At 58.8% G+C, this 24633-nt stretch carries 24 protein-coding genes; 3 read left to right on the forward strand and 21 right to left on the reverse strand.

The features are described from left to right. Nucleotides 1-36: 36 nt before the first annotated feature. From glmS to rpmH, 21 genes are all read right to left on the reverse strand, one after another. Entirely contained in the window at nucleotides 37-1869 is a 1833-nt protein-coding gene (glmS, locus tag N005_RS26960) for a glutamine--fructose-6-phosphate transaminase (isomerizing) (protein WP_047703947.1), read from the reverse strand. Nucleotide 1870: 1 nt separating this feature from the next. Beyond that, the gene (locus N005_RS26965; protein WP_047703948.1) at nucleotides 1871-2647 is read right to left on the reverse strand and encodes a DeoR/GlpR family DNA-binding transcription regulator; all 777 of its coding nucleotides are present in this window, start codon (nucleotides 2645-2647) and stop codon (nucleotides 1871-1873) included. Between the two features lie 213 nt (nucleotides 2648-2860). After that, nucleotides 2861-4228: a bifunctional UDP-N-acetylglucosamine diphosphorylase/glucosamine-1-phosphate N-acetyltransferase GlmU gene (glmU, locus tag N005_RS26970; RefSeq protein ID WP_047703949.1), complete on the reverse strand. Its 1368-nt coding sequence runs from the start codon at nucleotides 4226-4228 to the stop codon at nucleotides 2861-2863. Between the two features lie 112 nt (nucleotides 4229-4340). Beyond that, nucleotides 4341-4766, reverse strand: coding sequence for a F0F1 ATP synthase subunit epsilon (locus N005_RS26975; protein ID WP_024777790.1), 426 nt, complete (start codon nucleotides 4764-4766; stop codon nucleotides 4341-4343). A gap of 45 nt (nucleotides 4767-4811) precedes the next feature. Further along, on the reverse strand, nucleotides 4812-6188 hold the full coding sequence (gene atpD / locus N005_RS26980) for a F0F1 ATP synthase subunit beta (RefSeq protein WP_042727805.1): 1377 nt from the start codon (nucleotides 6186-6188) through the stop codon (nucleotides 4812-4814). Between the two features lie 27 nt (nucleotides 6189-6215). Then, entirely contained in the window at nucleotides 6216-7076 is an 861-nt protein-coding gene (atpG, locus tag N005_RS26985; protein WP_003187188.1) for a F0F1 ATP synthase subunit gamma, read from the reverse strand. Between the two features lie 50 nt (nucleotides 7077-7126). Beyond that, nucleotides 7127-8671 carry a F0F1 ATP synthase subunit alpha gene (gene atpA, locus N005_RS26990; protein ID WP_024777788.1) on the reverse strand — a complete coding sequence of 515 codons (1545 nt, stop codon included), beginning with the start codon at nucleotides 8669-8671 and terminating at the stop codon, nucleotides 7127-7129. A gap of 21 nt (nucleotides 8672-8692) precedes the next feature. Beyond that, on the reverse strand, nucleotides 8693-9229 hold the full coding sequence (locus tag N005_RS26995) for a F0F1 ATP synthase subunit delta (protein WP_047703950.1): 537 nt from the start codon (nucleotides 9227-9229) through the stop codon (nucleotides 8693-8695). Nucleotides 9230-9241: 12 nt separating this feature from the next. Then, nucleotides 9242-9712 carry a F0F1 ATP synthase subunit B gene (locus N005_RS27000; RefSeq protein WP_030139033.1) on the reverse strand — a complete coding sequence of 157 codons (471 nt, stop codon included), beginning with the start codon at nucleotides 9710-9712 and terminating at the stop codon, nucleotides 9242-9244. A gap of 58 nt (nucleotides 9713-9770) precedes the next feature. Beyond that, nucleotides 9771-10028 (reverse strand): F0F1 ATP synthase subunit C, encoded by a 258-nt coding sequence (gene atpE, locus N005_RS27005; RefSeq protein WP_003097235.1) that lies wholly within the window; start codon nucleotides 10026-10028, stop codon nucleotides 9771-9773. A gap of 134 nt (nucleotides 10029-10162) precedes the next feature. After that, a complete protein-coding gene (gene atpB / locus N005_RS27010) occupies nucleotides 10163-11032 on the reverse strand; it encodes a F0F1 ATP synthase subunit A (protein ID WP_047703951.1) in 870 nt (289 codons plus the stop codon). 16 nt (nucleotides 11033-11048) lie between these two features. Continuing rightward, a complete protein-coding gene (locus tag N005_RS27015) occupies nucleotides 11049-11456 on the reverse strand; it encodes a F0F1 ATP synthase subunit I (RefSeq protein WP_041023020.1) in 408 nt (135 codons plus the stop codon). Nucleotides 11457-11604: 148 nt separating this feature from the next. Beyond that, a complete protein-coding gene (locus N005_RS27020) occupies nucleotides 11605-12477 on the reverse strand; it encodes a ParB/RepB/Spo0J family partition protein (protein ID WP_047703952.1) in 873 nt (290 codons plus the stop codon). Nucleotides 12478-12486: 9 nt separating this feature from the next. Next, complete coding sequence (locus tag N005_RS27025; RefSeq protein ID WP_047703953.1) at nucleotides 12487-13284, reverse strand: ParA family protein; 798 nt, start codon at nucleotides 13282-13284, stop codon at nucleotides 12487-12489. 18 nt (nucleotides 13285-13302) lie between these two features. Further along, entirely contained in the window at nucleotides 13303-13938 is a 636-nt protein-coding gene (gene rsmG / locus N005_RS27030) for a 16S rRNA (guanine(527)-N(7))-methyltransferase RsmG (protein ID WP_197678636.1), read from the reverse strand. 5 nt (nucleotides 13939-13943) lie between these two features. Then, the gene (mnmG, locus tag N005_RS27035; RefSeq protein WP_047703955.1) at nucleotides 13944-15836 is read right to left on the reverse strand and encodes a tRNA uridine-5-carboxymethylaminomethyl(34) synthesis enzyme MnmG; all 1893 of its coding nucleotides are present in this window, start codon (nucleotides 15834-15836) and stop codon (nucleotides 13944-13946) included. A gap of 528 nt (nucleotides 15837-16364) precedes the next feature. Next, nucleotides 16365-17735 carry a tRNA uridine-5-carboxymethylaminomethyl(34) synthesis GTPase MnmE gene (gene mnmE, locus N005_RS27040; RefSeq protein ID WP_047703956.1) on the reverse strand — a complete coding sequence of 457 codons (1371 nt, stop codon included), beginning with the start codon at nucleotides 17733-17735 and terminating at the stop codon, nucleotides 16365-16367. Between the two features lie 79 nt (nucleotides 17736-17814). Next, nucleotides 17815-19497 carry a membrane protein insertase YidC gene (gene yidC / locus N005_RS27045; RefSeq protein ID WP_047703957.1) on the reverse strand — a complete coding sequence of 561 codons (1683 nt, stop codon included), beginning with the start codon at nucleotides 19495-19497 and terminating at the stop codon, nucleotides 17815-17817. 2 nt (nucleotides 19498-19499) lie between these two features. Beyond that, on the reverse strand, nucleotides 19500-19745 hold the full coding sequence (yidD, locus tag N005_RS28560) for a membrane protein insertion efficiency factor YidD (protein WP_010465488.1): 246 nt from the start codon (nucleotides 19743-19745) through the stop codon (nucleotides 19500-19502). Next, nucleotides 19738-20139, reverse strand: a complete 402-nt coding sequence (rnpA, locus tag N005_RS27050; RefSeq protein ID WP_047704190.1) for a ribonuclease P protein component — start codon at nucleotides 20137-20139, stop codon at nucleotides 19738-19740. The genes yidD and rnpA overlap by 8 nt, the downstream gene beginning before the upstream one ends. 16 nt (nucleotides 20140-20155) lie before the next feature. Continuing rightward, complete coding sequence (gene rpmH, locus N005_RS28565) at nucleotides 20156-20290, reverse strand: 50S ribosomal protein L34 (protein ID WP_003213577.1); 135 nt, start codon at nucleotides 20288-20290, stop codon at nucleotides 20156-20158. A gap of 563 nt (nucleotides 20291-20853) precedes the next feature. On the opposite strand from rpmH, the gene dnaA reads away from it, so the two are divergent. From dnaA to recF, 3 genes are read left to right on the forward strand one after another with little or no spacing between them, the layout of a single operon-like run. Further along, a complete protein-coding gene (gene dnaA, locus N005_RS27055; RefSeq protein WP_047704191.1) occupies nucleotides 20854-22371 on the forward strand; it encodes a chromosomal replication initiator protein DnaA in 1518 nt (505 codons plus the stop codon). Nucleotides 22372-22410: 39 nt separating this feature from the next. Beyond that, entirely contained in the window at nucleotides 22411-23514 is a 1104-nt protein-coding gene (dnaN, locus tag N005_RS27060; protein ID WP_041023027.1) for a DNA polymerase III subunit beta, read from the forward strand. Between the two features lie 15 nt (nucleotides 23515-23529). After that, nucleotides 23530-24633 carry a DNA replication/repair protein RecF gene (gene recF / locus N005_RS27065; RefSeq protein WP_047703958.1) on the forward strand — a complete coding sequence of 368 codons (1104 nt, stop codon included), beginning with the start codon at nucleotides 23530-23532 and terminating at the stop codon, nucleotides 24631-24633.

Genomic DNA, 24633 nt, shown 5'->3' on the forward strand with positions numbered 1-24633 from the left:
TTGTTCAAAACCAAGGACCCGTTCGGCAGACGCCCCTCACTCCACCGTCACAGACTTCGCCAGGTTCCGCGGCTGATCGACATCAGTGCCCTTGAGCACGGCCACGTAGTACGACAGCAGTTGCAGCGGAATGGTGTAGAGAATCGGCGCCAGGCTGTCGTGGATGTGCGGCATGTGCACCACGTGATTCCCTTCGCCGTTGGTCATGCCGGCCTTTTCGTCAGCGAAGACGATCAACTGGCCACCACGGGCGCGCACTTCCTGGAGGTTGGACTTGAGCTTTTCCAACAGCTCGTTGTTCGGCGCCACGGTGACCACCGGCATGTCGTTGTCCACCAGCGCCAGCGGGCCATGCTTGAGTTCGCCGGCCGGGTAAGCTTCGGCGTGGATGTAGGAGATTTCCTTGAGCTTCAGGGCGCCTTCCATCGCCACCGGGAATTGCGCGCCACGGCCCAGGAACAGGGTGTGGTTCTTTTCGGCGAACAGTTCGGCGATTTTTTCCACAGTGCTGTCCATCGCCAGGGCTTCACCCAGACGGGTCGGCAGGCGGCGCAGTTCTTCCACCAGTTTCGCCTCTACGCCCTCGGCCAAAGTCCCACGCACCTGGCCCAACGACAGGGTCAACAGCAGCAGGCCGACCAATTGGGTGGTGAAGGCCTTGGTCGACGCCACGCCGATTTCGCGACCGGCCTGGGTCAGCAGGGTCAGGTCGGATTCGCGCACCAGCGAGCTGATGCCGACGTTGCAGATCGCCAGGCTGGCGAGGAAACCCAGGGCCTTGGCATTGCGCAGGGCCGCCAAGGTGTCGGCGGTTTCACCGGACTGGGAGATGGTGACGAACAGCGTATCCGGTTGCACCACCACCTTGCGGTAACGGAACTCACTGGCTACTTCCACCTGGCACGGGATACCAGCCAATTCCTCCAGCCAGTAACGGGCGACCATGCCGGCGTGATAACTGGTGCCGCAGGCGACGATCTGCACGTTGCGCACCTTGGCGAACAATTCGGCCGCCTGCGGGCCGAAGGCCTGGACCAATACCTGGTTCTGGCTCATGCGGCCTTCCAGGGTACGTTGCACCACGGCCGGTTGTTCGTGGATTTCCTTGAGCATGAAGTGGCGGAACTCGCCTTTGTCGGCGGCTTCGGCACCGTCCTGGTACTGCACCGTCTCGCGCTCTACCGCCTGGCCATCGAGATCCCAGATCTGCACGCTGTCGCGGCGGATTTCAGCGATGTCGCCTTCTTCCAGGTACATGAAACGGTCGGTGACCTGACGCAGCGCCAACTGGTCCGACGCGAGGAAGTTTTCCCCAAGGCCCAGGCCGATCACCAGCGGGCTGCCGCTGCGGGCCGCCACCAGGCGATCCGGTTGTCTGGCACTGATCACCGCCAGGCCATAGGCGCCGTGGAGTTCCTTGACGGTCGCTTTGAGGGCCAGCGTCAGGTCCATCAGCTCCTTGAGCTTGTGATTGAGCAGATGGGCGATGACTTCAGTGTCGGTGTCCGAGGTGAACACGTAGCCCAAGGCCTTGAGCTGTTCGCGCAGGGCTTCATGGTTCTCGATGATGCCGTTGTGCACCACCGCCAGGTCGCCGGAGAAATGCGGGTGGGCATTACGCTCGCAAGGCGCACCGTGGGTAGCCCAGCGGGTGTGGGCAATGCCCAGTCGACCGATTAGCGGCTCGGCTTCCAGCGCCTGTTCCAACTCGCTGACCTTGCCCGGTCGACGCATGCGCGCAAGCTGCCCGTCGTGGGTGAGCACCGCCACACCCGCGCTGTCATAGCCACGGTATTCCAGACGCTTGAGGCCTTCGAGCAGGATGGCTGTGATGCTGCGTTCAGCAACGGCGCCGACAATTCCGCACATGTTATTTCTCCTGGCTGACAGACGCGCAAATCACCTGGATGCCGCGCGCCTGAATCTGATCGCGGGCCTCTACGGGCAAGCGGTCATCGGTAATGAGGGTATGGACGCTGCTCCACGGCAGCTCCAGGTTGGGGATCTTGCGGCCGATCTTGTCGGCCTCCACCATCACGATCACTTCGCGGGCAACTTCAGCCATCACACGGCTCAGCCCCAGCAGTTCGTTGAAGGTGGTGGTGCCACGGACCAGATCGATGCCGTCGGCACCGATGAACAGCTGGTCGAAGTCATAGGAACGCAGGACCTGTTCGGCCACTTGGCCCTGGAAGGATTCGGAATGCGGGTCCCAGGTGCCGCCAGTCATCAACAGCACCGGTTCGTGTTCCAGTTCGTTCAAGGCACTGGCGACGTGCAGGGAGTTGGTCATGACCACCAATCCCGGTTGCAGGCCGAGTTCGGGAATCATGGCGGCGGTGGTGCTACCACTGTCGATGATGATTCGCGCGTGCTCGCGAATCCGCTTCACCGCAGCCCGGGCAATGGCTTGCTTGTACCTGGAGACGGTCTGTGCGTTATCGGCGACCAACTCCTGCGGCATGGGTATCGCGCCACCATAACGACGCAATAGCAGGCCATTGGTTTCCAGAGCCGCCAGGTCCTTGCGAATCGTAACTTCCGAGGTTTCGAAGCGCTTGGCCAATTCATCCACACTGACCTCACCCTGCTCCTGGAGCAAGGCAAGGATGTTGTGGCGGCGTTGGGGAGTGTTGCGCTTCGACATAGCGGCTTAAGTTTCGATTCGAAATATAACGTAAGCAATCAAAACCTATTGCGCTGCGATCGTCAAGGCTGAGGGAGAAAAATTCAGAAATAGTAGAAATCCCTGTGGGAGCGAGCCCTGCTCGCGATGACGGTATATCAGCCAAGTAGTCATCGACTGACACAACGTTATCGCGAGCAGGGCTCGCTCCCACAGGGAGGACCGTGGATAACCTTAAGGTTTCTTGATTTTTTCCGGACGCTTCCAGCCGTCGATATTCTTCTGGCGCGCCCGCCCCACAGCCAGCTGTCGGTTATCCACATTCTGGGTAATGGTCGAGCCGGCTGCCGTGGTTGCGCCACTGGAGATATCCACAGGCGCCACCAGGGAGTTGTTGGAACCGATGAACACGTCCTCGCCCAGCACCGTCTTCCACTTGTTCGCGCCGTCGTAGTTACAGGTGATGGTGCCGGCGCCAATGTTGGTGCGGGCGCCGATTTCAGCGTCACCCAGGTAGGTCAGGTGACCGGCCTTGGCGCCTTCACCCAGGTGGGTGTTCTTCAATTCGACAAAGTTACCCACATGGGCCCGCGCTTCCAGCACGGAGCCAGGACGCAAACGGGCAAACGGACCAGCATCGCTGCCTTCACCCATCACCGCACCGTCCAGGTGGCTGTTGGCCTTGATCACGACGCCTTTGCGCAGGGTGCTGTCCTTGATCACGCAGTTCGGACCGATGACCACGTCGTCTTCGATGACCACCTTGCCCTCGAGGATGACGTTGATGTCGATGACCACGTCGCGGCCCACACTGACTTCACCGCGCACATCGAAACGGGCCGGGTCACGCAGGGTCACGCCTTGGGCCATCAGGCGGCGAGCGACGCGCAACTGATAGTGGCGTTCCAGCTCGGCCAGTTGCCGACGATCATTGGCACCCTGCACTTCCATTGCGTCCAGGGGCTGCTCGGTGGCAACCACCAGGCCGTCAGCCACTGCCATAGCGATGACGTCGGTCAGGTAGTACTCGCCTTGGGCATTGTTGTTCGACAGGCGACTCATCCAGTCGCCCAGACGCCCGGCCGGCAGCGCCAGGATCCCGGTGTTGCCCTCGGTAATGGCGCGTTGGGCTTCGTTGGCATCCTTCTGCTCGACGATGGCGGTGACCTGGCCGTCGGCGTTTCGCACGATGCGCCCGTAGCCGGTAGGATCCTCCAGCTCGACGGTCAACAGGCCCAGTTGCTGCGGGGCAACATGCTTGAGCAGGCGCTTCAGGGTGTCGACTTCAATCAGCGGCACATCACCGTACAGAACCAGCACCGTGTCAGCGGTAATGAAAGGTACAGCCTGGGCCACCGCGTGACCGGTCCCGAGCTGTTTATCCTGGAGGACAAAATTCAGGTCATCGCCGGCCAGACGCTCACGCACGGCATCGGCTCCGTGGCCGATCACCACATGAATGCGCTGCGGATCGAGTTGGCGAGCGCTGTGGATAACATGACCGAGCATCGAGTTGCCGGCGATCGGGTGCAGTACCTTGGGCAGCGCCGAACGCATGCGGGTGCCCTGGCCGGCCGCGAGGATAACGATTTCGAGAGACATGACTGGTATCAATCCTGGGTGGTCGATGACTGCGACCAGATGATGAGTCGCGAAAAGAAAAAAGGGTAGCCGAGGCTACCCTTTTTAATCAATCGCACAGAAAGCAGACGGCTTAGCCGCCGAACTTCTTGCGGATCTGCTGGACGGTGCGCAGCTGGGCTGCAGCCTCGGCCAGACGTGCAGCAGCAGAACCGTAGTCGAAGTCTGCGCCTTTTTCGTGCAGAGCCTTCTCGGCAGCCTTGACGGCTTCCTGAGCGGAGGCTTCGTCCAGGTCGGCAGCACGTTGCACGGTGTCGGCAAGGACCTTGACCATGTTCGGCTGAACCTCGAGGAAACCACCAGAGATGTAGAACACCTCTTTTTCCCCGCCCTGCTTGGTCAGACTAATCGGACCTGGCTTCAAGCTGGTGATCAGCGGTGCGTGCCCCAGAGCGATACCAAGATCCCCCAGCTCACCATGCGCAACCACAAACTCGACCAGACCGGAGAAAATTTCCCCTTCCGCACTGACGATATCGCAATGGACTGTCATAGCCATCTGATTGCCTCAACCTAAATTAGCGCCCGTTTCCGGGCGCCGGGATTACAGTTTCTTGGCTTTCTCGATCGCTTCTTCGATGCCGCCGACCATGTAGAACGCTTGTTCTGGCAGGTGGTCGTAGTCACCGTTGAGGATGCCTTTGAAGCCAGCAATGGTGTCTTTCAGGGAAACGTATTTACCCGAGGCACCGGTGAAGACTTCAGCCACGAAGAACGGCTGCGACAAGAAGCGCTGGATCTTACGAGCGCGGGCTACCAACTGCTTGTCGGTTTCCGACAGCTCGTCCATACCCAGGATCGCAATGATGTCCTTCAGCTCTTTGTAGCGCTGCAGCACGTACTGAACGCCACGAGCGGTCTCGTAGTGCTCGGTACCGATCACGTTCGGGTCCAGCTGACGCGAAGTCGAGTCCAGTGGGTCTACCGCTGGGTAGATACCCAGGGAAGCGATGTCACGGGACAGAACGACGGTGGCGTCCAAGTGGGCGAAGGTGGTCGCTGGCGACGGGTCGGTCAAGTCGTCCGCTGGTACGTATACCGCCTGGATCGAGGTGATCGAACCTTGCTTGGTCGAAGTGATGCGCTCTTGCAGCACGCCCATCTCTTCAGCCAGGGTCGGCTGGTAACCTACTGCCGAAGGCATACGGCCCAGCAGTGCGGATACTTCGGTACCGGCCAGGGTGTAACGGTAGATGTTGTCGACGAACAGCAGAACGTCGTTACCTTCGTCACGGAATTTCTCGGCCATGGTCAGGCCGGTCAGGGCTACGCGCAGACGGTTTCCCGGCGGCTCGTTCATCTGGCCATAGACCAGTGCCACTTTGTCCAGAACGTTGGAATCCTTCATCTCGTGGTAGAAGTCGTTACCCTCACGAGTACGCTCACCCACACCGGCGAACACGGAATAACCGCTGTGCTCGATGGCGATGTTACGGATCAGTTCCATCATGTTTACGGTCTTGCCTACACCGGCACCACCGAACAGACCGACTTTACCGCCCTTGGCGAACGGGCAAACCAGGTCGATAACCTTGATGCCGGTTTCCAGCAGGTCGTTGCCGCCCGCTTGCTCAGCGAAAGACGGCGCAGGACGGTGAATGCCCCAACGCTCTTCTTCGCCGATCGGACCGGCTTCGTCGATCGGGTTGCCCAGTACGTCCATGATCCGGCCCAGGGTCGCTTTACCGACCGGTACGGAGATGGCTGCGCCAGTGTTGTTGACGTCCAGACCGCGCTTCAAGCCTTCGGTGGAGCCCATCGCAATGGTACGAACCACGCCGTCGCCCAGCTGCTGCTGAACTTCGAGAGTGGTTTCGGCGCCTTGAACCTTCAAGGCGTCGTAGATGCTCGGTACGCTGTCGCGTGGGAATTCCACGTCGATAACGGCGCCGATGATTTGAACGATACGTCCGCTACTCATAGCTGGATCCTCTGAATATTTGAACCGTTAAACCGCGGCAGCGCCGCCGACGATTTCCGAGATCTCTTGGGTGATCGCAGCCTGACGCGCCTTGTTGTAGATCAGCTGCAAATCGCTGATCAAATCACCGGCGTTGTCGGTAGCGTTCTTCATCGCGATCATCCGCGCGGCTTGTTCAGCTGCGTTGTTCTCGACCACCGCCTGGTACACCTGCGACTCCACGTAGCGGACCATCAAGCCGTCGAGCAGCTCCTTGGCATCCGGTTCGTAGAGGTAGTCCCAGTGGTGCTTGAGTTCCTGTTCCGGGGTCGCAACCAATGGAATCAACTGCTCCACGGTCGGCTGTTGCGTCATGGTGTTGATGAACTTGTTGGATACCACGGACAGGCGGTCGATCCGGCCTTCCAGGTAAGCATCCAGCATCACCTTGACGCTGCCGATCAGGTCATTGATCGACGGTTCTTCACCCAGGTGGCTGATAGCGGCGACGACGTTACCGCCGAAGTTGCGGAAGAAAGCCGCACCCTTGCTACCTACCACGCACAGATCGATCTCGACGCCTTGTTCGCGGTTTACCGCCATGTCCTTGACCAGGGCCTTGAACAGGTTGGTGTTCAAGCCACCGCACAGACCACGGTCACTGCTCACCACAACGTAACCGACGCGCTTGATGGCGCGGTCGATCATGAACGGGTGGCGATATTCCGGGTTGGCGTTGGCCAGATGACCAATCACCTGGCGGATGCGCTCCGCATAAGGACGGCTAGCAGCCATGCGCATTTGTGCCTTGCGCATTTTGCTGACCGCCACTTTTTCCATGGCGCTGGTAATCTTTTGCGTGCTTTTGATGCTCGCAATCTTACTGCGAATCTCTTTTGCGCCTGCCATGTAACACCTATCAGGTTAGCAAGCGGGAGCCTTGCAGCTCCCGCTGCGGCTTACCAGGTTTGGGTGGCCTTGAACTTCTCGATACCGGCTTTGAGGCCAGCGTCGATTTCGTCATTGAAGTCACCCTTCACGTTGATCTTGGCCATCAAATCGGCGTGATCGCGGTTGAAGAAAGCAATCAGCGCTTGTTCGAAGCTGCCGATCTTGGCGATTTCAATGTCAGTCAGGAACCCACGCTCAGCGGCATACAGCGACAGCGCCATGTCAGCGATCGACATCGGTGCGTATTGCTTCTGCTTCATCAGCTCGGTAACGCGCTGACCATGCTCAAGTTGCTTACGGGTCGCTTCGTCCAGGTCAGAAGCGAACTGGGCGAATGCCGCCAGTTCACGGTACTGGGCCAGGGCGGTACGGATACCACCGGACAGCTTCTTGATAATCTTGGTCTGAGCGGCACCACCTACACGGGATACCGAAACACCGGCGTTCACAGCAGGACGGATGCCCGAGTTGAACATGGCCGATTCCAGGAAGATCTGACCGTCGGTGATGGAGATCACGTTGGTCGGAACGAACGCGGAAACGTCGCCAGCCTGGGTTTCGATGATCGGCAGAGCGGTCAGGGAACCGGTCTTGCCAGTCACGGCGCCATTGGTGAACTTCTCTACGTACTCTTCCGAAACGCGGGATGCGCGCTCCAGCAGACGGGAGTGGAGATAGAACACGTCGCCTGGGTAGGCTTCACGTCCTGGCGGACGGCGCAGCAGCAGGGAAATCTGGCGGTAAGCCACTGCTTGCTTGGACAGATCGTCATAAACGATCAGCGCGTCTTCACCGCGGTCGCGGAAGTATTCGCCCATGGTGCAACCGGAGTACGGTGCCAGGAACTGCAGCGCGGCCGATTCGGAAGCACTGGCAGCAACGATGATGGTGTTAGCCAGTGCACCGTTCTCTTCCAGCTTGCGAACCACGTTGGCGATGGTCGATTGCTTCTGACCGATTGCCACGTATACGCAGAAGATGCCGCTGTTTTTCTGGTTGATGATCGCGTCGATCGCCAGAGCGGTCTTACCGATCTGACGGTCACCGATGATCAGCTCACGCTGGCCACGGCCGACAGGGATCATGGCATCGACAGCCTTGTAGCCAGTCTGTACAGGCTGGTCTACCGACTTACGCCAGATCACGCCTGGAGCAACTTTCTCGACCGCGTCGGTCTCGGTGTTGTTCAGCGGACCTTTGCCGTCAACAGGGTTACCCAGTGCGTCGACTACGCGACCCAGCAGTTCCTTACCTACCGGAACTTCGAGGATGCGGCCGGTGCACTTGGCGCTCATGCCTTCAGCCAGAGTCGTGTAGGCGCCCAGTACAACGGCACCTACGGAGTCTTGCTCCAGGTTGAGGGCCATACCGTAGACGCCGCCCGGAAACTCGATCATCTCGCCGTACATGACGTCGGCCAGACCGTGAATCCGCACGATACCGTCAGATACGCTGACGACAGTGCCTTCGTTACGGGCTTGGGAGGTCACATCGAGCTTTTCGATGCGGCCCTTGATAATTTCACTTATTTCGGAAGGATTGAGTTGCTGCATTGCTCTGCTGCCCCTTCAAACTCAAGATTTCAATGCTTCGGCAAGTTTCGCGATTTTGCCGCGAATCGAGCCATCGATAACCAGGTCGCCGGCGCGGATGACAACGCCCCCTATGAGGGAGTTGTCTTCCTCGACTTGCAGGCGCACTTCCCGGTTGAGTCGTGCACTGAGAACCTTGGCGAGTTTGTCTTGCTGTTCTTGGTTCAATGCAAAAGCACTGGTGACTTCCACGTCTACCGATTTCTCCTGCTCGGCCTTGTACAGGTCGAACAGGGCGGCGATCTCCGGCAGAAGCGGGAGACGGTCGTTTTCAGCAACGACATGGATGAAATTCTGTGCCTTGGCATCGAACTTGTCGCCGCACACGTCAATGAACGCGGCGGCCTTTTCTGCGCTCGTCAGTCGCGGGGCCTTGAGCACGCGCTGCATGGTGTCGTCTTGCGACACCGCTGCTGCCAGGCCGAGCATGGCTGACCAATTGGCCAGTTGCTGGTGGGCCTGAGCGTGCTCGAAGGCCGCCTTAGCGTAAGGTCGGGCCAACGTGGTCAGTTCTGCCATGATCGCCCTCGCTTAGATTTCAGCAGCCAGTTGGTTAACCAGCTCTGCGTGCGCGTTTTGATCGATTGTGGCACCCAGGATCTTCGAAGCACCGCCAACGGCCAGGCTACCCACTTGGGCACGCAGGGCGTCTTTGACACTGTTCAGTTCCTGTTCGATCTCGGCTTGAGCCTGAGCCTTCACACGGTCAGCTTCGACACGGGCCTGTTCACGGGCTTCGTCGACAATCTGGGTACCGCGTTTCTTGGCTTGCTCGATGATTTCAGCTGCCTGAGCTTTCGCTTCGCGCAGTTGCTGACCCACTTTCTCATGGGCCAACTCCAGGTCGCGAGCTGCTCGGCTGGCAGCGTCCAGACCATCAGCGATCTTCTTTTGACGTTCGTGCAGTGCCGCAATGACCGGAGGCCATACGAACTTCATGCAGAACAGTACAAAAATCAGGAACGCAACGGACTGGCCAATCAGGGTCGCATTAATGTTCACGCCAACACCTCGCAGTTACGTTGTCCATCACACCAAACTACTCGAGAAATCCGAGTAATTAGCCAGCGATCTGACCAACGAACGGGTTCGCAAAGGTGAAGAACAGAGCGATACCAACACCGATCATGGTTACGGCGTCGAGCAGACCGGCAACGATGAACATTTTGACTTGCAGCATTGGAACCATTTCTGGCTGACGCGCAGCGCCTTCCAGGAACTTGCCGCCCAACAGGCCGAAACCAATTGCGGTACCCAGTGCGCCCAGGCCGATCAACAGTGCAACAGCGATAGCGGTTAGACCAACTACAGTTTCCATCTTTCCTCCCGACTTTTACGTCGTATGGTTTAGGTTTTTTTAATTTAAAGCGGTAAAACAAATCGTTTCATCATGGCCTGTTCGGGCCCCTTCCCGTTTGACCGGGAAGGACATCAGACTAGTCGAGACTGGCCTTAATGGTTTTCTTCGTGCGCCATCGACAGGTAGACGATGGTCAGCATCATGAAGATGAACGCCTGCAGGGTGATGATCAGGATGTGGAACACAGCCCACGCCCATTGCAGTGCGACGCCCAGGCCGCTGAGCCAGAGCAGGCCGCTGCCGAACATCACGGCGATCAGGATGAACACCAGCTCGCCGGCATACATGTTGCCGAACAGACGCAGGGCCAGAGAGATCGGCTTGGCGATCAGGGTCACGAATTCCAGCAGGAAGTTCACCGGGATCAGCAGGGCCTGAACGAGGATGTTCTTGCTGCCGAACGGGTGCAGGGTCAATTCGCCGATGAAGCCGCCGATGCCCTTGACCTTGATGCTATAGAAAATGATCAGTGCGAAAACCGAGAACGCCATGCCCAGGGTCGCGTTCGGGTCGGTGGTCGACACGGCGCGGAACGGGATGTGGTGGTCTCCGGAGATCAGGATGGCCAGTTGAGGAATCCAGTCGACCGGTACCAGGTCGACGGCGTTCATCAGGAACACCCAGACGAAGATGGTCAGTGCCAGCGGTGCGATCACCGGGCTGCGACCATGGAAGCTGTCCTTCACGCTGCCGTCGACGAACTCGACCAGGACTTCAACGAAGTTCTGCAAGGCACCTGGCTGGCCCGAAGTCGCCTTCTTGGCTGCCATGCGGAAAAGGAAAACGAAGATCAGACCCAGCGCGACCGACCAGCCGAGGGTATCGACGTGGAAAGCCCAGAAACCCATTTCCTTGGCTTCTGCTGCGGAGTGGGCAAAGCCCCAGCCGCCGTTGGGTAGCTGACCGAAGGTCAGGTTCTGCAAGTGGTGCTGGATATAGCCCGAAGCGGTTGTCTCTGCCATGGTTGCCTCAAACGCCCTAAGGTCTCGAAAGTCTTGTTCTCATTAGCAGGGGAGCGAACCAGCTGACCATCTGGGTCAACAGGAAGACACCGAATACAGCCAGTGGTGCCAACGGCTTCACACCTGCGAACGTCAATGCAAACAGCACTGCCGTCAAAATCAGTTTCCCCGCCTCGCCGGCATAAAAAGACCGGACGATGGCCTGGGCTGCTCGGGCGCCGGAAAACCGAAATGCCCTGTGAGCGAAATAAATATTGGGAAGCAAGGCTATCAGGCCTCCGCAAAGACCCGAGTATCCGGCGACGACTCCTTTCCATTGCCAGAGCGCCAATGAGGCGATCAGTACAACGACCAACTGGGTCATCAACACCGGGAAAACAGCCAGACGATGGAATGGCAGGCGGTTTGGCGTGCGGGTTTCCATCGCTTTTGCTCTCCAATGGTCGGCTGCCTGAAATCAATAACTTGGCATAATTTGTGCCGACAAAATGCGCGCAGAGTATAGGGGCGGTTCTGCCCCTATTCAACTGCCGGGTAGTGATTTCCGACTGCACGCTACAAGAGCAATTGTTTCAGCGAATGTGCGCAAGGACGCCTTGCAGCTCATCGAGGGAGTTGTAGCCGATCACCAACTGCCCCTTGCCCTTCTTGCCATGGCGAATCTGCACCGTAGAGCCCAGCCGCTCGGCCAGGCGCTGTTCCAGGCGGGCGATATCCGGGTCCGGTTTGGGGGCTTCGACGGGGGCCGGTTTGCCGCTCAGCCACTGACGAACCAGTGCCTCGGTCTGGCGCACGGTCAGGCCTCGTGCGACAACATGTCGCGCCCCTTCAACCTGTTGATTTTCCGGCAATCCGAGCAAGGCCCGGGCATGACCCATTTCCAGGTCGCCATGGGACAGCATGGTCTTGATGACTTCCGGCAACGCAATCAAACGCAACAGGTTGGCCACGGTGACGCGGGACTTGCCCACCGCCTCGGCGACCTGTTGCTGGGTCAGCTGGAATTCCTGCTGCAGACGCTGCAGGGCGACCGCTTCCTCGATCGGGTTGAGGTCTTCGCGCTGGATGTTCTCGATCAGCGCCATGGCGATGGCGGTTTCATCCGATACGTCGCGCACCATCGCCGGAATGGTTTCCTGGCCGGCCTGCTGACTGGCGCGCCAGCGGCGTTCGCCGGCAATGATCTCGAAGCGTCCATTGCCGATCGAACGAACCACGATCGGCTGCATCACGCCCTGGGCCTTGATCGACTGGGCCAGCTCTTCCAGCGCCTGCGGGTCCATGTCCCGGCGTGGCTGGTACTTGCCGCGCTGGATCAGGTCCAGTGGCAAATGTTGCAGCTCGCGTTCATCAGCCTGTACGGCCTGTTCCTCCAGCGCACTGACGGTGGGACCGCTGAGCAGCGCATCCAGTCCACGTCCGAGACCACGTTTCTTGACGGCCATGGGGTTTCCTTAAGTTGGCTGGGCGGCAGCAGTGTGCAGGTTACGGCGCTGACGGCGAACCATCTCGCCCGCCAGGGCCAGGTAAGCCAGCGCACCACGGGATTGTTTGTCGTAGGCCAGGGCCGGCATGCCATAGCTCGGTGCTTCGGCCAAGCGGATGTTACGTGGAATGACCGTATCGTAGAGCTGCTCGCCGAAGTGCTCCTTGAGCTGGACGGAAACGTCGTTCATCAGGCTCAGGCGCGGGTCGTACATGGTTCGCAGCAGACCTTCGACTTTCAGGTTAGGGTTCAGCAGTTCGGAAATGCGCTTGATGTTATCCACAAGGTCGCTCAACCCTTCCAGGGCAAAGTACTCGCACTGCATGGGGATAATGACCCCATCGGCGGCCACCAGGGCGTTGAGGGTCAGCATCGACAGCGACGGAGGGCAATCGATCAGGATGTAATCGTAGTTCTCCCGGATCGGCGCCAATGCACTGCGCAGACGGCTTTCCTTCATCTGCATTTCCAGCAGCACCACTTCGGCAGCCGTCAGGTCACGGTTGGCCGGCAGTAATTGATAACCGCCGTGTTCGGAGAAATGCATGGCCTGGCCCAGATCGCACTCACCGATCAGGACGTCGTAGATGGAGTTCTCCAGGCCATGTTTATCCACACCGCTGCCCATGGTGGCGTTGCCCTGTGGATCAAGGTCGATCAGCAGCACCCGGCGCTTGGTCGCGACCAGGGATGCTGCGAGGTTGATGCAGGTGGTGGTCTTGCCCACACCACCCTTCTGGTTCGCTATCGCGAATACCTTAGCCATTCTTGCTTGTGTTCCCAATCATGCCGTGCGGCGCAGTATCAGCAGATGGCGTTGGCCTTGGCAACCGGGTACGGCCAGGGCGTGTTCGCTATCGAGGTTGAAATCCGACGGCAATGCTACCAGCTCATCGGCCGGATGGACGCCCTTCATTGCCAGCCAGCGTGTTTCGACATCGCCCAGGTGGCGAGTCCAGTTGCTGAAGTTCTCCATGCTGCTGAATGCGCGGGAAATGATCCCGTTGAACGGCTGTGCAGGTTGGAACGCTTCGACCCGGCTGTGGATAACTTGCAGGTTATCCAGCTTGAGCTCGAGTTTGACCTGAGTCAGGAAGCGGGTTTTCTTGCCGTTGCTGTCCAGGCAGGTCACTTGCGAGTCTGGAAACAAGATCGCCAGCGGGATTCCTGGCATGCCGCCGCCGCTGCCGACATCGAGCCAGCGACCGTTTTCGATGAAAAACATCACGCTGAGGCTGTCGAGCAGATGCCTTGAAACCATCTCATCCGGATCGCGCACGGCGGTGAGGTTGTAGGCCTTGTTCCATTTGATCAACAACGCCAGGTAACCCAGCAGTTGCGCATGCTGGGCTTCGCTCAGGCGGACCCCGAGTTGACGGGCACCTGTGGATAACTCGTCGGCGTGTTGCGAGGTGACCATCGAACTCAAGCGCTTTGCTCCAACTGACGGCCCGCGCCGCGTTTTTTCAAATGAATCATCAACAGGGAAATCGCCGCCGGGGTTACGCCAGGGATGCGTGACGCCTGGCCCAGGGTCTCCGGCCGGGTTGTACCGAGCTTGCTCTGGATTTCCTTCGACAGGCCGGAAATGACCGTGTAATCGATATCCACAGGCAGTTTCGTGTCTTCGCTGGCGCGCAGGCGGGCGATCTCGTCCTGCTGGCGGTCGATGTAGCCGGCGTATTTGGTCTTGATCTCGACCTGTTCGGCGACCTGGGGATCTTTCGCGCCTTGGCCCGTCACTTCCACCAGCCCGGCATAGTCGATTTCCGGCCGGCTCAACAGGTTGAGCAGGTTGTATTCGTGCGTCAGCGGCGTGCCGAATTTCGCTGCGATGGCGTCGCCCTGTTCGGTACCGGGACGGACCCAGGTGCTTTTCAGCCGCTGTTCTTCCAGTTCGATCCCTTCGCGTTTCTTGCAGAACGCCGCCCAACGCACGTCATCCACCAGCCCCAGCTCACGGCCTTTCTCGGTCAGGCGCAGATCGGCGTTGTCTTCGCGCAGAATCAGCCGATATTCCGCACGAGAAGTGAACATCCGATACGGTTCCTGGGTACCCAGGGTAATCAGATCATCAACAAGCACCCCGATGTACGCTTCATCGCGACGCGGGCACCAGCTGTCCTTGCCCTGGGCACGCAACGCCGCGTTGGTCCCGGCCAGCAAACCTTGGGCTCCGGCTTCTTCGTAACCAGTGGTGCCGTTGATCTGTCCGGCAAAGAACAGGCCGCCGATAACCTTGGTTTCCAGGCTGCACTTCAGGTCGCGCGGATCGAAGTAGTCATATTCGATGGCGTAGCCCGGGCGGACGATGTGCGCGTTTTCCATGCCGCGGATCGACTGCACGATCTGCAGTTGCACGTCGAACGGCAGGGAGGTCGAGATCCCGTTCGGGTAAAGCTCGTGGGTGGTCAGGCCTTCCGGTTCGATGAAGACCTGGTGGCTTTCCTTGTCGGCAAAGCGATGGATCTTGTCTTCGATCGATGGGCAATAACGTGGACCGACGCCTTCGATCACGCCGGAATACATCGGCGAACGATCCAGGTTGGCGGCAATGATTTCGTGGGTGCGGGCATTGGTGTGGGTGATCCAGCAGCTCACCTGCTGCGGATGCTGCTCTTTCGAGCCCATGAACGACATCACCGGGATCGGCGTATCGCCCGGTTGTTCGGTCATGACCGAGAAATCCACAGACCGACCGTCAATTCGCGGTGGCGTGCCAGTTTTCAGGCGACCTACCCGCAGCGGCAGCTCACGCAGACGCTGAGCCAAGGCAATCGACGGCGGATCCCCCGCGCGGCCGCCGGAATAGTTCTGCATGCCGATGTGGATAAGTCCGCCGAGGAAAGTCCCGGTAGTCAACACCACGGAATCGGCGAAGAAACGCAGGCCCATCTGGGTGACAACACCACGGACCTGATCCTGTTCGACAATCAGGTCATCAGCCGCTTGCTGAAATATCCACAGGTTCGGCTGGTTCTCCAGGATTTCGCGGACAGCCGCCTTGTACAGGACCCGGTCGGCCTGGGCACGAGTGGCCCGTACCGCAGGGCCTTTGCGGCTGTTCAAAACGCGAAACTGGATACCACCCTTATCGGTAGCCATCGCCATCGCACCGCCGAGGGCGTCGATTTCCTTGACCAGATGGCTTTTGCCAATGCCACCGATGGCTGGGTTGCAGCTCATGGCACCGAGGGTTTCCACGTTGTGCGTCAACAGCAGGGTTTTTACACCCATGCGCGCTGATGCAAGTGCTGCCTCGGTACCGGCATGACCGCCGCCGATGACGATCACTTCAAAACGGGAAGGGAAATCCACCACGCACCTCGTGCCTGCTTAATTCAGGTAATTCGGAAATAGGTTATGAGCCTGGTCCTGACGTTTTCTGGACCAGGTCGGCAAGTATAGGGACTTCCCCTTTCCTAAAGAACCCTTTGCACAAAATTTAACCAGCTGTGGAGAACTCGCGGTTAAAAAAATAAAAAAGAGAGAAATTTATAAAACCTTTGTTTTTATGTTTATTCTTACTGCTCACCCGTTCTGTGGATAAACTGCTACAGCCCTTTTATTTCAATGTGTACAGAGATCCTGAACCCTGTGGTCATCTGGCGCTGAGGGGCTTGGATAACCGGTGTAAGCCTGTGGATTAAGTGAATGGTTATCCACAGAGCGGGTTATCTTCACTTTTCAAGGGGGTTTATCAACTGAGCTCAACGTCAGTTACCCACAGGGCTTAATCCACAAGCGAAACCCCATGGGCGAGCCGCCATGAAGGGCAATCGAGGGTAGGAAAAGGGAAGCCGGGCTGCAGGGAACGCGATAGGCAGCCCGTTTTGAGGGAAGGACTTACTTGCCGATGCAGAAGCTGGAGAAAATCCGCCCCAGCAAGTCATCGGAGCTGAACGCACCGGTGATTTCACCCAGGAATTGCTGGGCTTGGCGCAAATCTTCGGCCAGTAATTCGCCGGCACCTGCCAGCGTGAGTTGTGCGCGACCGTGTTCCAGCGCGGCGCTGGCGTGACGCAGGGCTTCGAGGTGGCGACGCCGGGCGCTGAAACTGCTTTCCGAGGTTTGCTCGTAACCCATGCAGGCCTTGAGGTGCTCACGCAGCAGTTCCAGGCCCTCTCCTGCGGCTTTTGCGCTCAGGCTGATGGTCACGTGACCGTCGGCGCTGACCTCGAGAGCGATCGCTTCGCCGGTCAGGTCGGCCTTGTTACGGATCAGGGTGACTTTTGCCGGGTCCGGGCGCACTTCGAGGAACTCAGGCCACAACGCAAAAGGATCATCCGCTTCCGGTGCCGTCGCATCGACCACCAGCAACACGCGATCCGCCTCGCCAATGGCCTTCAGTGCCCGTTCAACGCCGATCTTTTCCACGTGGTCATCGGTATCGCGCAACCCGGCGGTATCCACAACGTGCAGCGGCATGCCATCAATGTGGATATGTTCGCGCAAGATGTCCCGGGTGGTGCCGGCGATCTCCGTGACAATCGCTGCCTCACGACCAGCCAGGGCATTCAGCAGGCTGGATTTACCTGCGTTCGGCCGTCCAGCGATCACCACTGTCATACCGTCACGCAACAAGGCACCCTGCCCCGCTTCGCGCAGTACTATGGATAACTCATCGCGGACCTTATCGAGCATGCTAAGCACATGGCCATCGGCGAGGAAGTCGATTTCTTCCTCCGGGAAGTCGATCGCCGCTTCAACGTAGATACGCAGCCCGATCAATTGTTCGGTGAGGTTATGCACACGCTGCGAGAAAGCACCTTGCAACGAACGTAAGGCATTACGCGCTGCCTGGGCCGAACTGGCTTCGATGAGGTCGGCAATCGCCTCGGCCTGGGCCAGGTCGAGTTTGTCGTTGAGGAAAGCCCGTTCACTGAATTCCCCCGGCCGGGCCAGGCGACAACCCAGTTCAAGACAACGCTTGAGCAGCATGTCCAGCACGATGGGCCCGCCGTGGCCCTGCAGCTCCAGTACGTCTTCACCGGTGAATGAATTCGGCCCTGGGAAATACAGAGCGAGGCCCTCGTCGAGCACTTGCTGGTCGTCACTGAAGAACGGGCCGTAATGAGCAAACCGCGGCTTGAGTTCACGACCACTGATGGCCTTGGCCGCGACACTGGCCAGTGGCCCCGAAATGCGGACGATGCCGACACCGCCGCGCCCTTGGGCGGTGGCAACGGCGGCGATGGTTTCACGAGGTGCGCTCATAAACCGGTATCCAGACAAAAGTGACAGATAGCAAAACGCCCCACTAGGGGGCGTTTTGTGTGGTTATCCACAGTGCAAGTTACGCCTCGGCTTTCTTCGTAGCCGATTCGATCTTACGCGTGATGTACCACTGTTGAGTAATGGACAACACGTTGTTCACAACCCAGTACAGCACCAGACCGGCCGGGAACCACAGGAAGAAGAAGGTAAAGATGATCGGCATCATCTTCATGACCTTCGCCTGCATAGGGTCCGGAGGCGTCGGGTTCAGCTGCTGCTGGATGAACATGGTGGCGCCCATGATGATCGGCAGGATGAAGAACGGATCCTTGATCGACAGGTCGGTAATCCACAGCATGAACGGCGCCTGGCGCATTTCCACGCTTTCCAGCAGAACCCAGTACAGCGACAGGAACACAGGCATCTGTACGAGAATCGGCAAGCAACCACCCAATGGGTTGATCTTCTCTTTCTTGTACAGCTCCATCATGGCCTGGGACATTTTCTGCCGGTCATCGCCATGCTGCTCTTTCAGAGCGGCCAGTTTCGGAGCCACGGCGCGCATGCGAGCCATGGACTTGTAGCTGGCGGCCGACAATGGGAAGAACAAGCCCTTGATCAGCATGGTCAGGAAGATGATCGACCAGCCCCAGTTACCGACGATGCTGTGGATATGTTGCAGCAGCCAGAAGATCGGCTGGGCAATGAACCACAGGAAACCGTAGTCCACGGTCAATTCCAGACCTGGGGACAACTGTTTCAGTACGGCCTGGCTTTTCGGACCGGCATACAACGTAGCGCTGGTTTCAACCTTGGCACCCGGCGCAGCGGTCAATGCAGGACCGGTGTAGCCAATGATGTAGTTGCCTTTGCTGTCCTTGCGGGTCTGGACAATATTGCTTTCACCCTTCTGCGGGATCCAGGCGGTTACAAAATAGTGTTGCAGCCAGGCTACCCAGCCACCTTGCACGGTTTCCTTGAGCTGCGCCTTGTCCATGTCCTTCATGGACACTTTCTTGTACGGCTCCGAACTTGTCCACAGGGCGGCGCCCAGGTAAGTCGCGGTGCCGGTGGCAGTGCTGGAGGACGGATCGGCGCTGGCATCGCGTTTCAGCTGGGCGAACATCGCACCAGACCAGGGCTGCGCGCTCTGGTTGTCGATCAGGTAGGACACGACCACGTCATACAGGCCACGTTTCAAGGTGAAACGCTTGATGTAGTTGACGCCATCCTTGCTGAACTTCAGGTCGACGACCAATTGGTCCTGACCGTCAGCCAGTTGATAACTTTTCTTTTCCGAGGCGTAGACCGGGCGACCGGCTGGATTGGCGTCGGGACCATTGGCGCCGATCAGGCCGCTCTGGGCCAGATAGGTCCGCTCGTTACCGTTATCGAACAGTTGGAACGGAATGTCCGGGTGATCCTGGCGACGCGGATAAAGCGGCAGCGTCAGCTGGGCGATGTCACCACCCTGTGGATCGATTGCCAACTGGAGCACGTCGGTCTTGATCTGGATCAGATCCTTGCTTGCAGCCACCGGGGCTTCGGCAGGCGCACTGGTATCGTTTGCCGCGCGTGGAATGTCATCGCTGCTGGCAGCGTTGGTACCGGAAGTGGTGTCCGGCAGGCTCGGTGCGGTATTGCTGGCTGCAACATTCTGAGTCGGCAGGGCAGCCTGGCCATAGTCCTGGTTCCATTTAAGAACCATGACGTAAGACACGATTGCCAGGGCGACGATCAGGATCGTGCGTTTGATATCCATGATTACTCGGCCATCGAAGAAGAACGGGAGGTAGGGATAGGCGGAACCGGGTCATAACCGCCGGGATTCCACGGATGACAGCGACCTAAACGACGAAAGGTCAGCCAGCCACCGCGCAGAAGGCCATGATTTTCTATGGCTTCGTACGCGTAGCAGGAGCAGCTGGGGTAGAAACGACAGTGACTGGCCATCAAGGGACTAATGGCGTAGCGGTAAAACTGGATCGGAACGAGTGCCAGTTTACGCATCGGGACTGTCTACCCCTGCAGTTTCGGTGTTGACTGGCGATGCTGGCTTGTTACGGGCCAGACGCTTCCAGAGTTTGCCGAAATGCTGAATCAGTTCAGGGTTTTCTACGTCCCCCAAACCTTTGCGCGCGACGATAACAATGTCCCATCCGACCAGTGAATCCTGGTTCAGGCGGAACGATTCGCGCATCAGACGTTTGAGGCGGTTGCGCTGCACGGAGAGCTTGACGCTCTTTTTCCCGATAACCAGCCCTAGGCGGGGGTGATCGAGATCGTTGCTGCGCGCAAGGAGCAGGAGATTTTTCCCCGGAACCTTGCCGGTAGGGGAGTCAAAGACTGCCTTGAAATGCCGGGGTGTAAGCAGACGCTTTTCCCGACCGAAGTCCTGACTCACCTCCAGTGCCGGATTATCAAACTGCCAGACGCGCACGACCTTTGGCGCGACGACGCGACAGGACGGCACGACCGTTCTTGGTAGCCATGCGAGCACGGAAACCGTGGGTACGAGCGCGTTTGATAGTGCTTGGTTGGAAAGTACGTTTCATGTCGTGTTACCTGGTTCGTCCACAACGGGCCGGAATGGCCCCCGTTTTAAGAGACCGGGGATTCTAGAGAAAGCAAGTCCATAGGTCAATTTCCAACCAACGTTTCCTTTAAATAGATGTTCAGGCGTCCGGCCAGCGATCACGTGTGCCAGATATAGAAATAAAGAAGGAAAGTATTTAAAGCTTTTCTGTGAAGCTTATAAAGACTAGCCAGCTGTCTGTCTGTGGATAACCACCTCAAGCCCTTGTCGCTCGTCATGTACAGAGAATGACAACTACGCGGGAAAGCAGTGCCCAGCCTGTGCTGCACGGTCGGATAAGCTGTGTGTGGAAAGGCAGGTTATCCACAGGGCGCTTATCCACCGAGTTTCACCTCCACTTGTACAACGACCTCAAGCGTGGTTATCCACAGAGCTTATCCACTGACCGCCTGTCGTCTTTTTGTGAGTTAACGCATTGATAAATCGTGGGTGAGGGTGAAGCTGCGTGTGGATAAGTGAACGTCTGCTCGCTACAATGGCCGCTTGTTTTTGCCTCACCGGCTTTCAACTTAGGGGATGTCCGTGTCAGTGGAACTTTGGCAGCAGTGCGTGGAGCTTTTGCGCGATGAGCTGCCTGCCCAACAATTCAACACTTGGATCCGCCCACTACAGGTCGAAGCCGAAGGCGACGAGTTGCGCGTCTATGCACCGAACCGTTTCGTTCTCGACTGGGTCAACGAAAAGTATCTGGGCCGGGTCATGGAACTGCTCGACGAGCATGGCAATGGCATGGCGCCTGCGCTGTCCTTATTAATAGGTAGCAAGCGCAGCTCGGCCCCGCGGGCGGCTCCGAATGCGCCGCTGGCTGCCGCGGCTTCCCAGGCTCAGGCTGCCGTGGCACCACCGGCAAACCCGGTCGCCCCCCCTCCCGCACCGAGCAAAAGAAACTCACAGAAGGTGCCCGAGGCCAGTGAAGAGCCTTCCCGGGACAGCTTCGACCCGATGGCGGGCGCCAGCACCCAACAGGCACCGGTACGCGCCGAGCAGCGCACCGTGCAGGTCGAAGGCGCGCTCAAGCACACCAGCTATCTGAACCGCACCTTTACCTTCGAGAACTTCGTCGAAGGCAAGTCCAACCAGCTGGCCCGGGCGGCTGCCTGGCAGGTAGCGGACAACCCCAAGCATGGCTACAACCCGCTGTTCCTGTATGGCGGTGTGGGCCTGGGTAAGACCCACTTGATGCATGCTGTGGGTAACCACTTATTGAAGAAGAACCCGAATGCCAAGGTCGTGTACCTGCATTCCGAGCGCTTCGTCGCCGATATGGTCAAGGCGCTGCAGCTGAACGCCATCAACGAGTTCAAGCGTTTCTACCGTTCGGTGGATGCGCTGCTGATCGACGATATTCAGTTCTTTGCCCGCAAGGAACGTTCCCAGGAAGAGTTTTTCCACACCTTCAACGCGTTGCTTGAAGGCGGACAGCAGGTCATTCTCACCAGTGACCGTTATCCGAAGGAAATCGAAGGCCTGGAAGAGCGCCTGAAGTCGCGTTTCGGCTGGGGCCTGACGGTCGCCGTCGAGCCGCCGGAACTGGAAACCCGGGTGGCGATCCTGATGAAGAAGGCCGATCAGGCGAAGGTCGAGCTGCCCCACGATGCCGCATTCTTCATCGCCCAGCGTATTCGTTCCAACGTGCGCGAGCTCGAAGGTGCACTCAAGCGGGTGATCGCGCACTCCCACTTCATGGGCCGCGACATCACCATCGAACTGATTCGTGAGTCCTTGAAGGATCTCCTGGCGCTTCAGGACAAGCTTGTTTCTGTGGATAACATTCAGCGAACGGTTGCTGAGTACTACAAAATCAAGATCTCCGATCTGCTCTCCAAACGCCGTTCGCGTTCGGTGGCCCGGCCGCGCCAGGTGGCCATGGCCTTGTCCAAGGAGCTGACCAACCACAGCCTGCCGGAAATCGGCGATGTGTTTGGCGGACGCGACCACACCACGGTGTTGCACGCCTGCCGCAAGATCAATGAACTTAAGGAATCCGACGCGGACATCCGCGAGGACTACAAGAACCTGCTGCGTACACTGACCACTTGATGACCACCAGCGCAGCTTATTAAGGCAAGGGACTAGACCATGCATTTCACCATTCAACGCGAAGCCCTGTTGAAACCCCTGCAACTGGTCGCAGGCGTCGTCGAACGCCGCCAGACCTTGCCGGTACTTTCCAACGTGCTGCTGGTTGTCGAAGGCCAGCAACTGTCGCTGACCGGTACCGACCTGGAAGTCGAGCTGGTCGGTCGTGTGCAGCTTGAAGAGCCGGCCGATCCGGGTTCCATCACGGTGCCGGCGCGCAAGCTGATGGACATCTGCAAGAGCCTGCCCAACGATGCGCTGATCGACATCAAGGTCGATGAGCAGAAGCTCGTGGTCAAGGCCGGGCGCAGCCGTTTCACCCTGTCGACCCTGCCTGCCAACGACTTCCCAACCGTGGAGGAAGGCCCGGGCTCGCTGACTTGCAGCCTCGAGCAAAGCAGGCTGCGTCGCTTGATCGAGCGCACCAGCTTCGCCATGGCCCAGCAGGACGTGCGTTACTACCTCAACGGCATGCTGCTGGAAGTGTCCGCCGGGGTTATCCGCGCCGTTGCCACCGACGGTCACCGCCTGGCGATGTGCTCGATGCAAGCCGATATCGGCCAGCCGGATCGCCACCAAGTGATCGTGCCCCGCAAAGGTATCCTGGAGCTGGCGCGCCTGCTGACCGAACCGGACGGCAACGTCAGCATCGTATTGGGCCAGCACCACATCCGCGCCACCACCGGCGAGTTCACCTTCACTTCCAAGCTGGTCGACGGCAAATTCCCCGACTACGAGCGTGTGCTGCCCAAAGGTGGCGACAAGCTGGTACTGGGTGACCGCCAGGCGCTGCGCGAGGCCTTCAGCCGTACCGCGATCCTGTCCAACGAGAAGTACCGCGGCATCCGCCTGCAACTGGCCAGCGGCCAGTTGAAAATCCAGGCGAACAACCCGGAACAGGAAGAAGCGGAAGAAGAAGTGGGCGTTGACTACAACGGCGGCTCCCTGGAGATCGGCTTCAACGTCAGCTACCTGCTCGACGTGCTGGGCGTGATGACCACTGAGCAGGTACGCCTGATCCTGTCGGACTCCAACAGCAGTGCGTTGGTGCAGGAATCCGATAACGACGACTCGGCCTACGTTGTCATGCCGATGCGTCTGTAAATCAGCAGAAGCTAGATGTCCTTAAGTCGCGTCTCGGTCACCGCGGTGCGTAATCTGCACCCGGTGACCTTCTCCCCTTCCCCCCGCATCAATATCCTTTACGGCGCCAACGGCAGCGGCAAAACCAGCGTTCTGGAAGCCGTACACTTGCTGGGGCTTGCCCGTTCGTTTCGCAGCACCCGCCTGTTACCGGTCATCCAGTACGATCAACTGGCCTGTACGGTGTTCGGACAAGTGGAGTTGGCGGAAGGGGGTCATAGCGCGTTGGGCATATCACGGGACCGGCAAGGCGAGTTCCAGATTCGCATCGACGGCCAGAACGCCCGCAGTGCCGCACAACTGGCGGAGATCCTGCCGTTGCAGTTGATCAACCCGGACAGTTTCCGCCTGCTGGAAGGCGCACCGAAAATTCGCCGGCAGTTCCTGGACTGGGGTGTGTTTCACGTGGAGCCGCGTTTCATGGCGACCTGGCAGCGCTTGCAGAAGGCGCTGCGCCAGAGAAACTCTTGGCTGCGGCATGGTACACTTGACGCCGTTTCGCAAGCGGTTTGGGACAGGGAACTGTGCCAGGCCAGCGCTGAAATCGATGAATACCGCCGCGCTTACATCAAAGCCTTGAAACCGGTCTTCGAGCAGACCTTGAGCGAACTGGTTGAGCTCGAGGGCCTGACGCTCAGCTATTACCGAGGCTGGGACAAGGATCGGGAATTGAGTGCCGTACTGGCTGGCTCGCTGCAACGGGACCAGCAGATGGGCCACACCCAGGCTGGACCTCAACGCGCTGACTTGCGCCTCAGATTGGGCGCCCATAACGCCGCGGACATTTTGTCCCGGGGTCAGCAGAAGTTGGTGGTGTGTGCTTTGCGTATCGCCCAGGGGCACCTGGTCAGCCAGGCCCGTCGCGGTCAGTGTATTTATCTGGTGGATGACCTGCCGTCCGAGCTGGACGAGGCCCACCGTCGAGCGCTTTGCCGTTTGCTGGAAGACTTACGCTGCCAGGTTTTCATCACCTGTGTAGATCACGAATTATTGAAGGAAGGCTGGCAGACGGAAACGCCAGTCGCTCTGTTCCACGTGGAACAGGGCCGTATCACCCAGACCCACGACCATCGGGAGTGA

This window comes from Pseudomonas mediterranea CFBP 5447 (genome assembly GCF_000774145.1).
Lineage (GTDB): Bacteria > Pseudomonadota > Gammaproteobacteria > Pseudomonadales > Pseudomonadaceae > Aquipseudomonas > Aquipseudomonas mediterranea.

What these genes read in the sequence shown, in the direction of transcription:
- glmS (WP_047703947.1), bottom strand. Translation starts at nt 1,869, where the DNA reads ATGTGCGGAATTGTCGGCGCCGTTGCTGAACGCAGCATCACAGCCATC.
- N005_RS26965 (WP_047703948.1), bottom strand. Translation starts at nt 2,647, where the DNA reads ATGTCGAAGCGCAACACTCCCCAACGCCGCCACAACATCCTTGCCTTG.
- glmU (WP_047703949.1), bottom strand. Translation starts at nt 4,228, where the DNA reads ATGTCTCTCGAAATCGTTATCCTCGCGGCCGGCCAGGGCACCCGCATG.
- N005_RS26975 (WP_024777790.1), bottom strand. Translation starts at nt 4,766, where the DNA reads ATGGCTATGACAGTCCATTGCGATATCGTCAGTGCGGAAGGGGAAATT.
- atpD (WP_042727805.1), bottom strand. Translation starts at nt 6,188, where the DNA reads ATGAGTAGCGGACGTATCGTTCAAATCATCGGCGCCGTTATCGACGTG.
- atpG (WP_003187188.1), bottom strand. Translation starts at nt 7,076, where the DNA reads ATGGCAGGCGCAAAAGAGATTCGCAGTAAGATTGCGAGCATCAAAAGC.
- atpA (WP_024777788.1), bottom strand. Translation starts at nt 8,671, where the DNA reads ATGCAGCAACTCAATCCTTCCGAAATAAGTGAAATTATCAAGGGCCGC.
- N005_RS26995 (WP_047703950.1), bottom strand. Translation starts at nt 9,229, where the DNA reads ATGGCAGAACTGACCACGTTGGCCCGACCTTACGCTAAGGCGGCCTTC.
- atpE (WP_003097235.1), bottom strand. Translation starts at nt 10,028, where the DNA reads ATGGAAACTGTAGTTGGTCTAACCGCTATCGCTGTTGCACTGTTGATC.
- atpB (WP_047703951.1), bottom strand. Translation starts at nt 11,032, where the DNA reads ATGGCAGAGACAACCGCTTCGGGCTATATCCAGCACCACTTGCAGAAC.
- N005_RS27015 (WP_041023020.1), bottom strand. Translation starts at nt 11,456, where the DNA reads ATGGAAACCCGCACGCCAAACCGCCTGCCATTCCATCGTCTGGCTGTT.
- N005_RS27020 (WP_047703952.1), bottom strand. Translation starts at nt 12,477, where the DNA reads ATGGCCGTCAAGAAACGTGGTCTCGGACGTGGACTGGATGCGCTGCTC.
- N005_RS27025 (WP_047703953.1), bottom strand. Translation starts at nt 13,284, where the DNA reads ATGGCTAAGGTATTCGCGATAGCGAACCAGAAGGGTGGTGTGGGCAAG.
- rsmG (WP_197678636.1), bottom strand. Translation starts at nt 13,938, where the DNA reads ATGGTCACCTCGCAACACGCCGACGAGTTATCCACAGGTGCCCGTCAA.
- mnmE (WP_047703956.1), bottom strand. Translation starts at nt 17,735, where the DNA reads ATGAGCGCACCTCGTGAAACCATCGCCGCCGTTGCCACCGCCCAAGGG.
- yidC (WP_047703957.1), bottom strand. Translation starts at nt 19,497, where the DNA reads ATGGATATCAAACGCACGATCCTGATCGTCGCCCTGGCAATCGTGTCT.
- yidD (WP_010465488.1), bottom strand. Translation starts at nt 19,745, where the DNA reads ATGCGTAAACTGGCACTCGTTCCGATCCAGTTTTACCGCTACGCCATT.
- rpmH (WP_003213577.1), bottom strand. Translation starts at nt 20,290, where the DNA reads ATGAAACGTACTTTCCAACCAAGCACTATCAAACGCGCTCGTACCCAC.
- dnaN (WP_041023027.1), top strand. Translation starts at nt 22,411, where the DNA reads ATGCATTTCACCATTCAACGCGAAGCCCTGTTGAAACCCCTGCAACTG.
- recF (WP_047703958.1), top strand. Translation starts at nt 23,530, where the DNA reads ATGTCCTTAAGTCGCGTCTCGGTCACCGCGGTGCGTAATCTGCACCCG.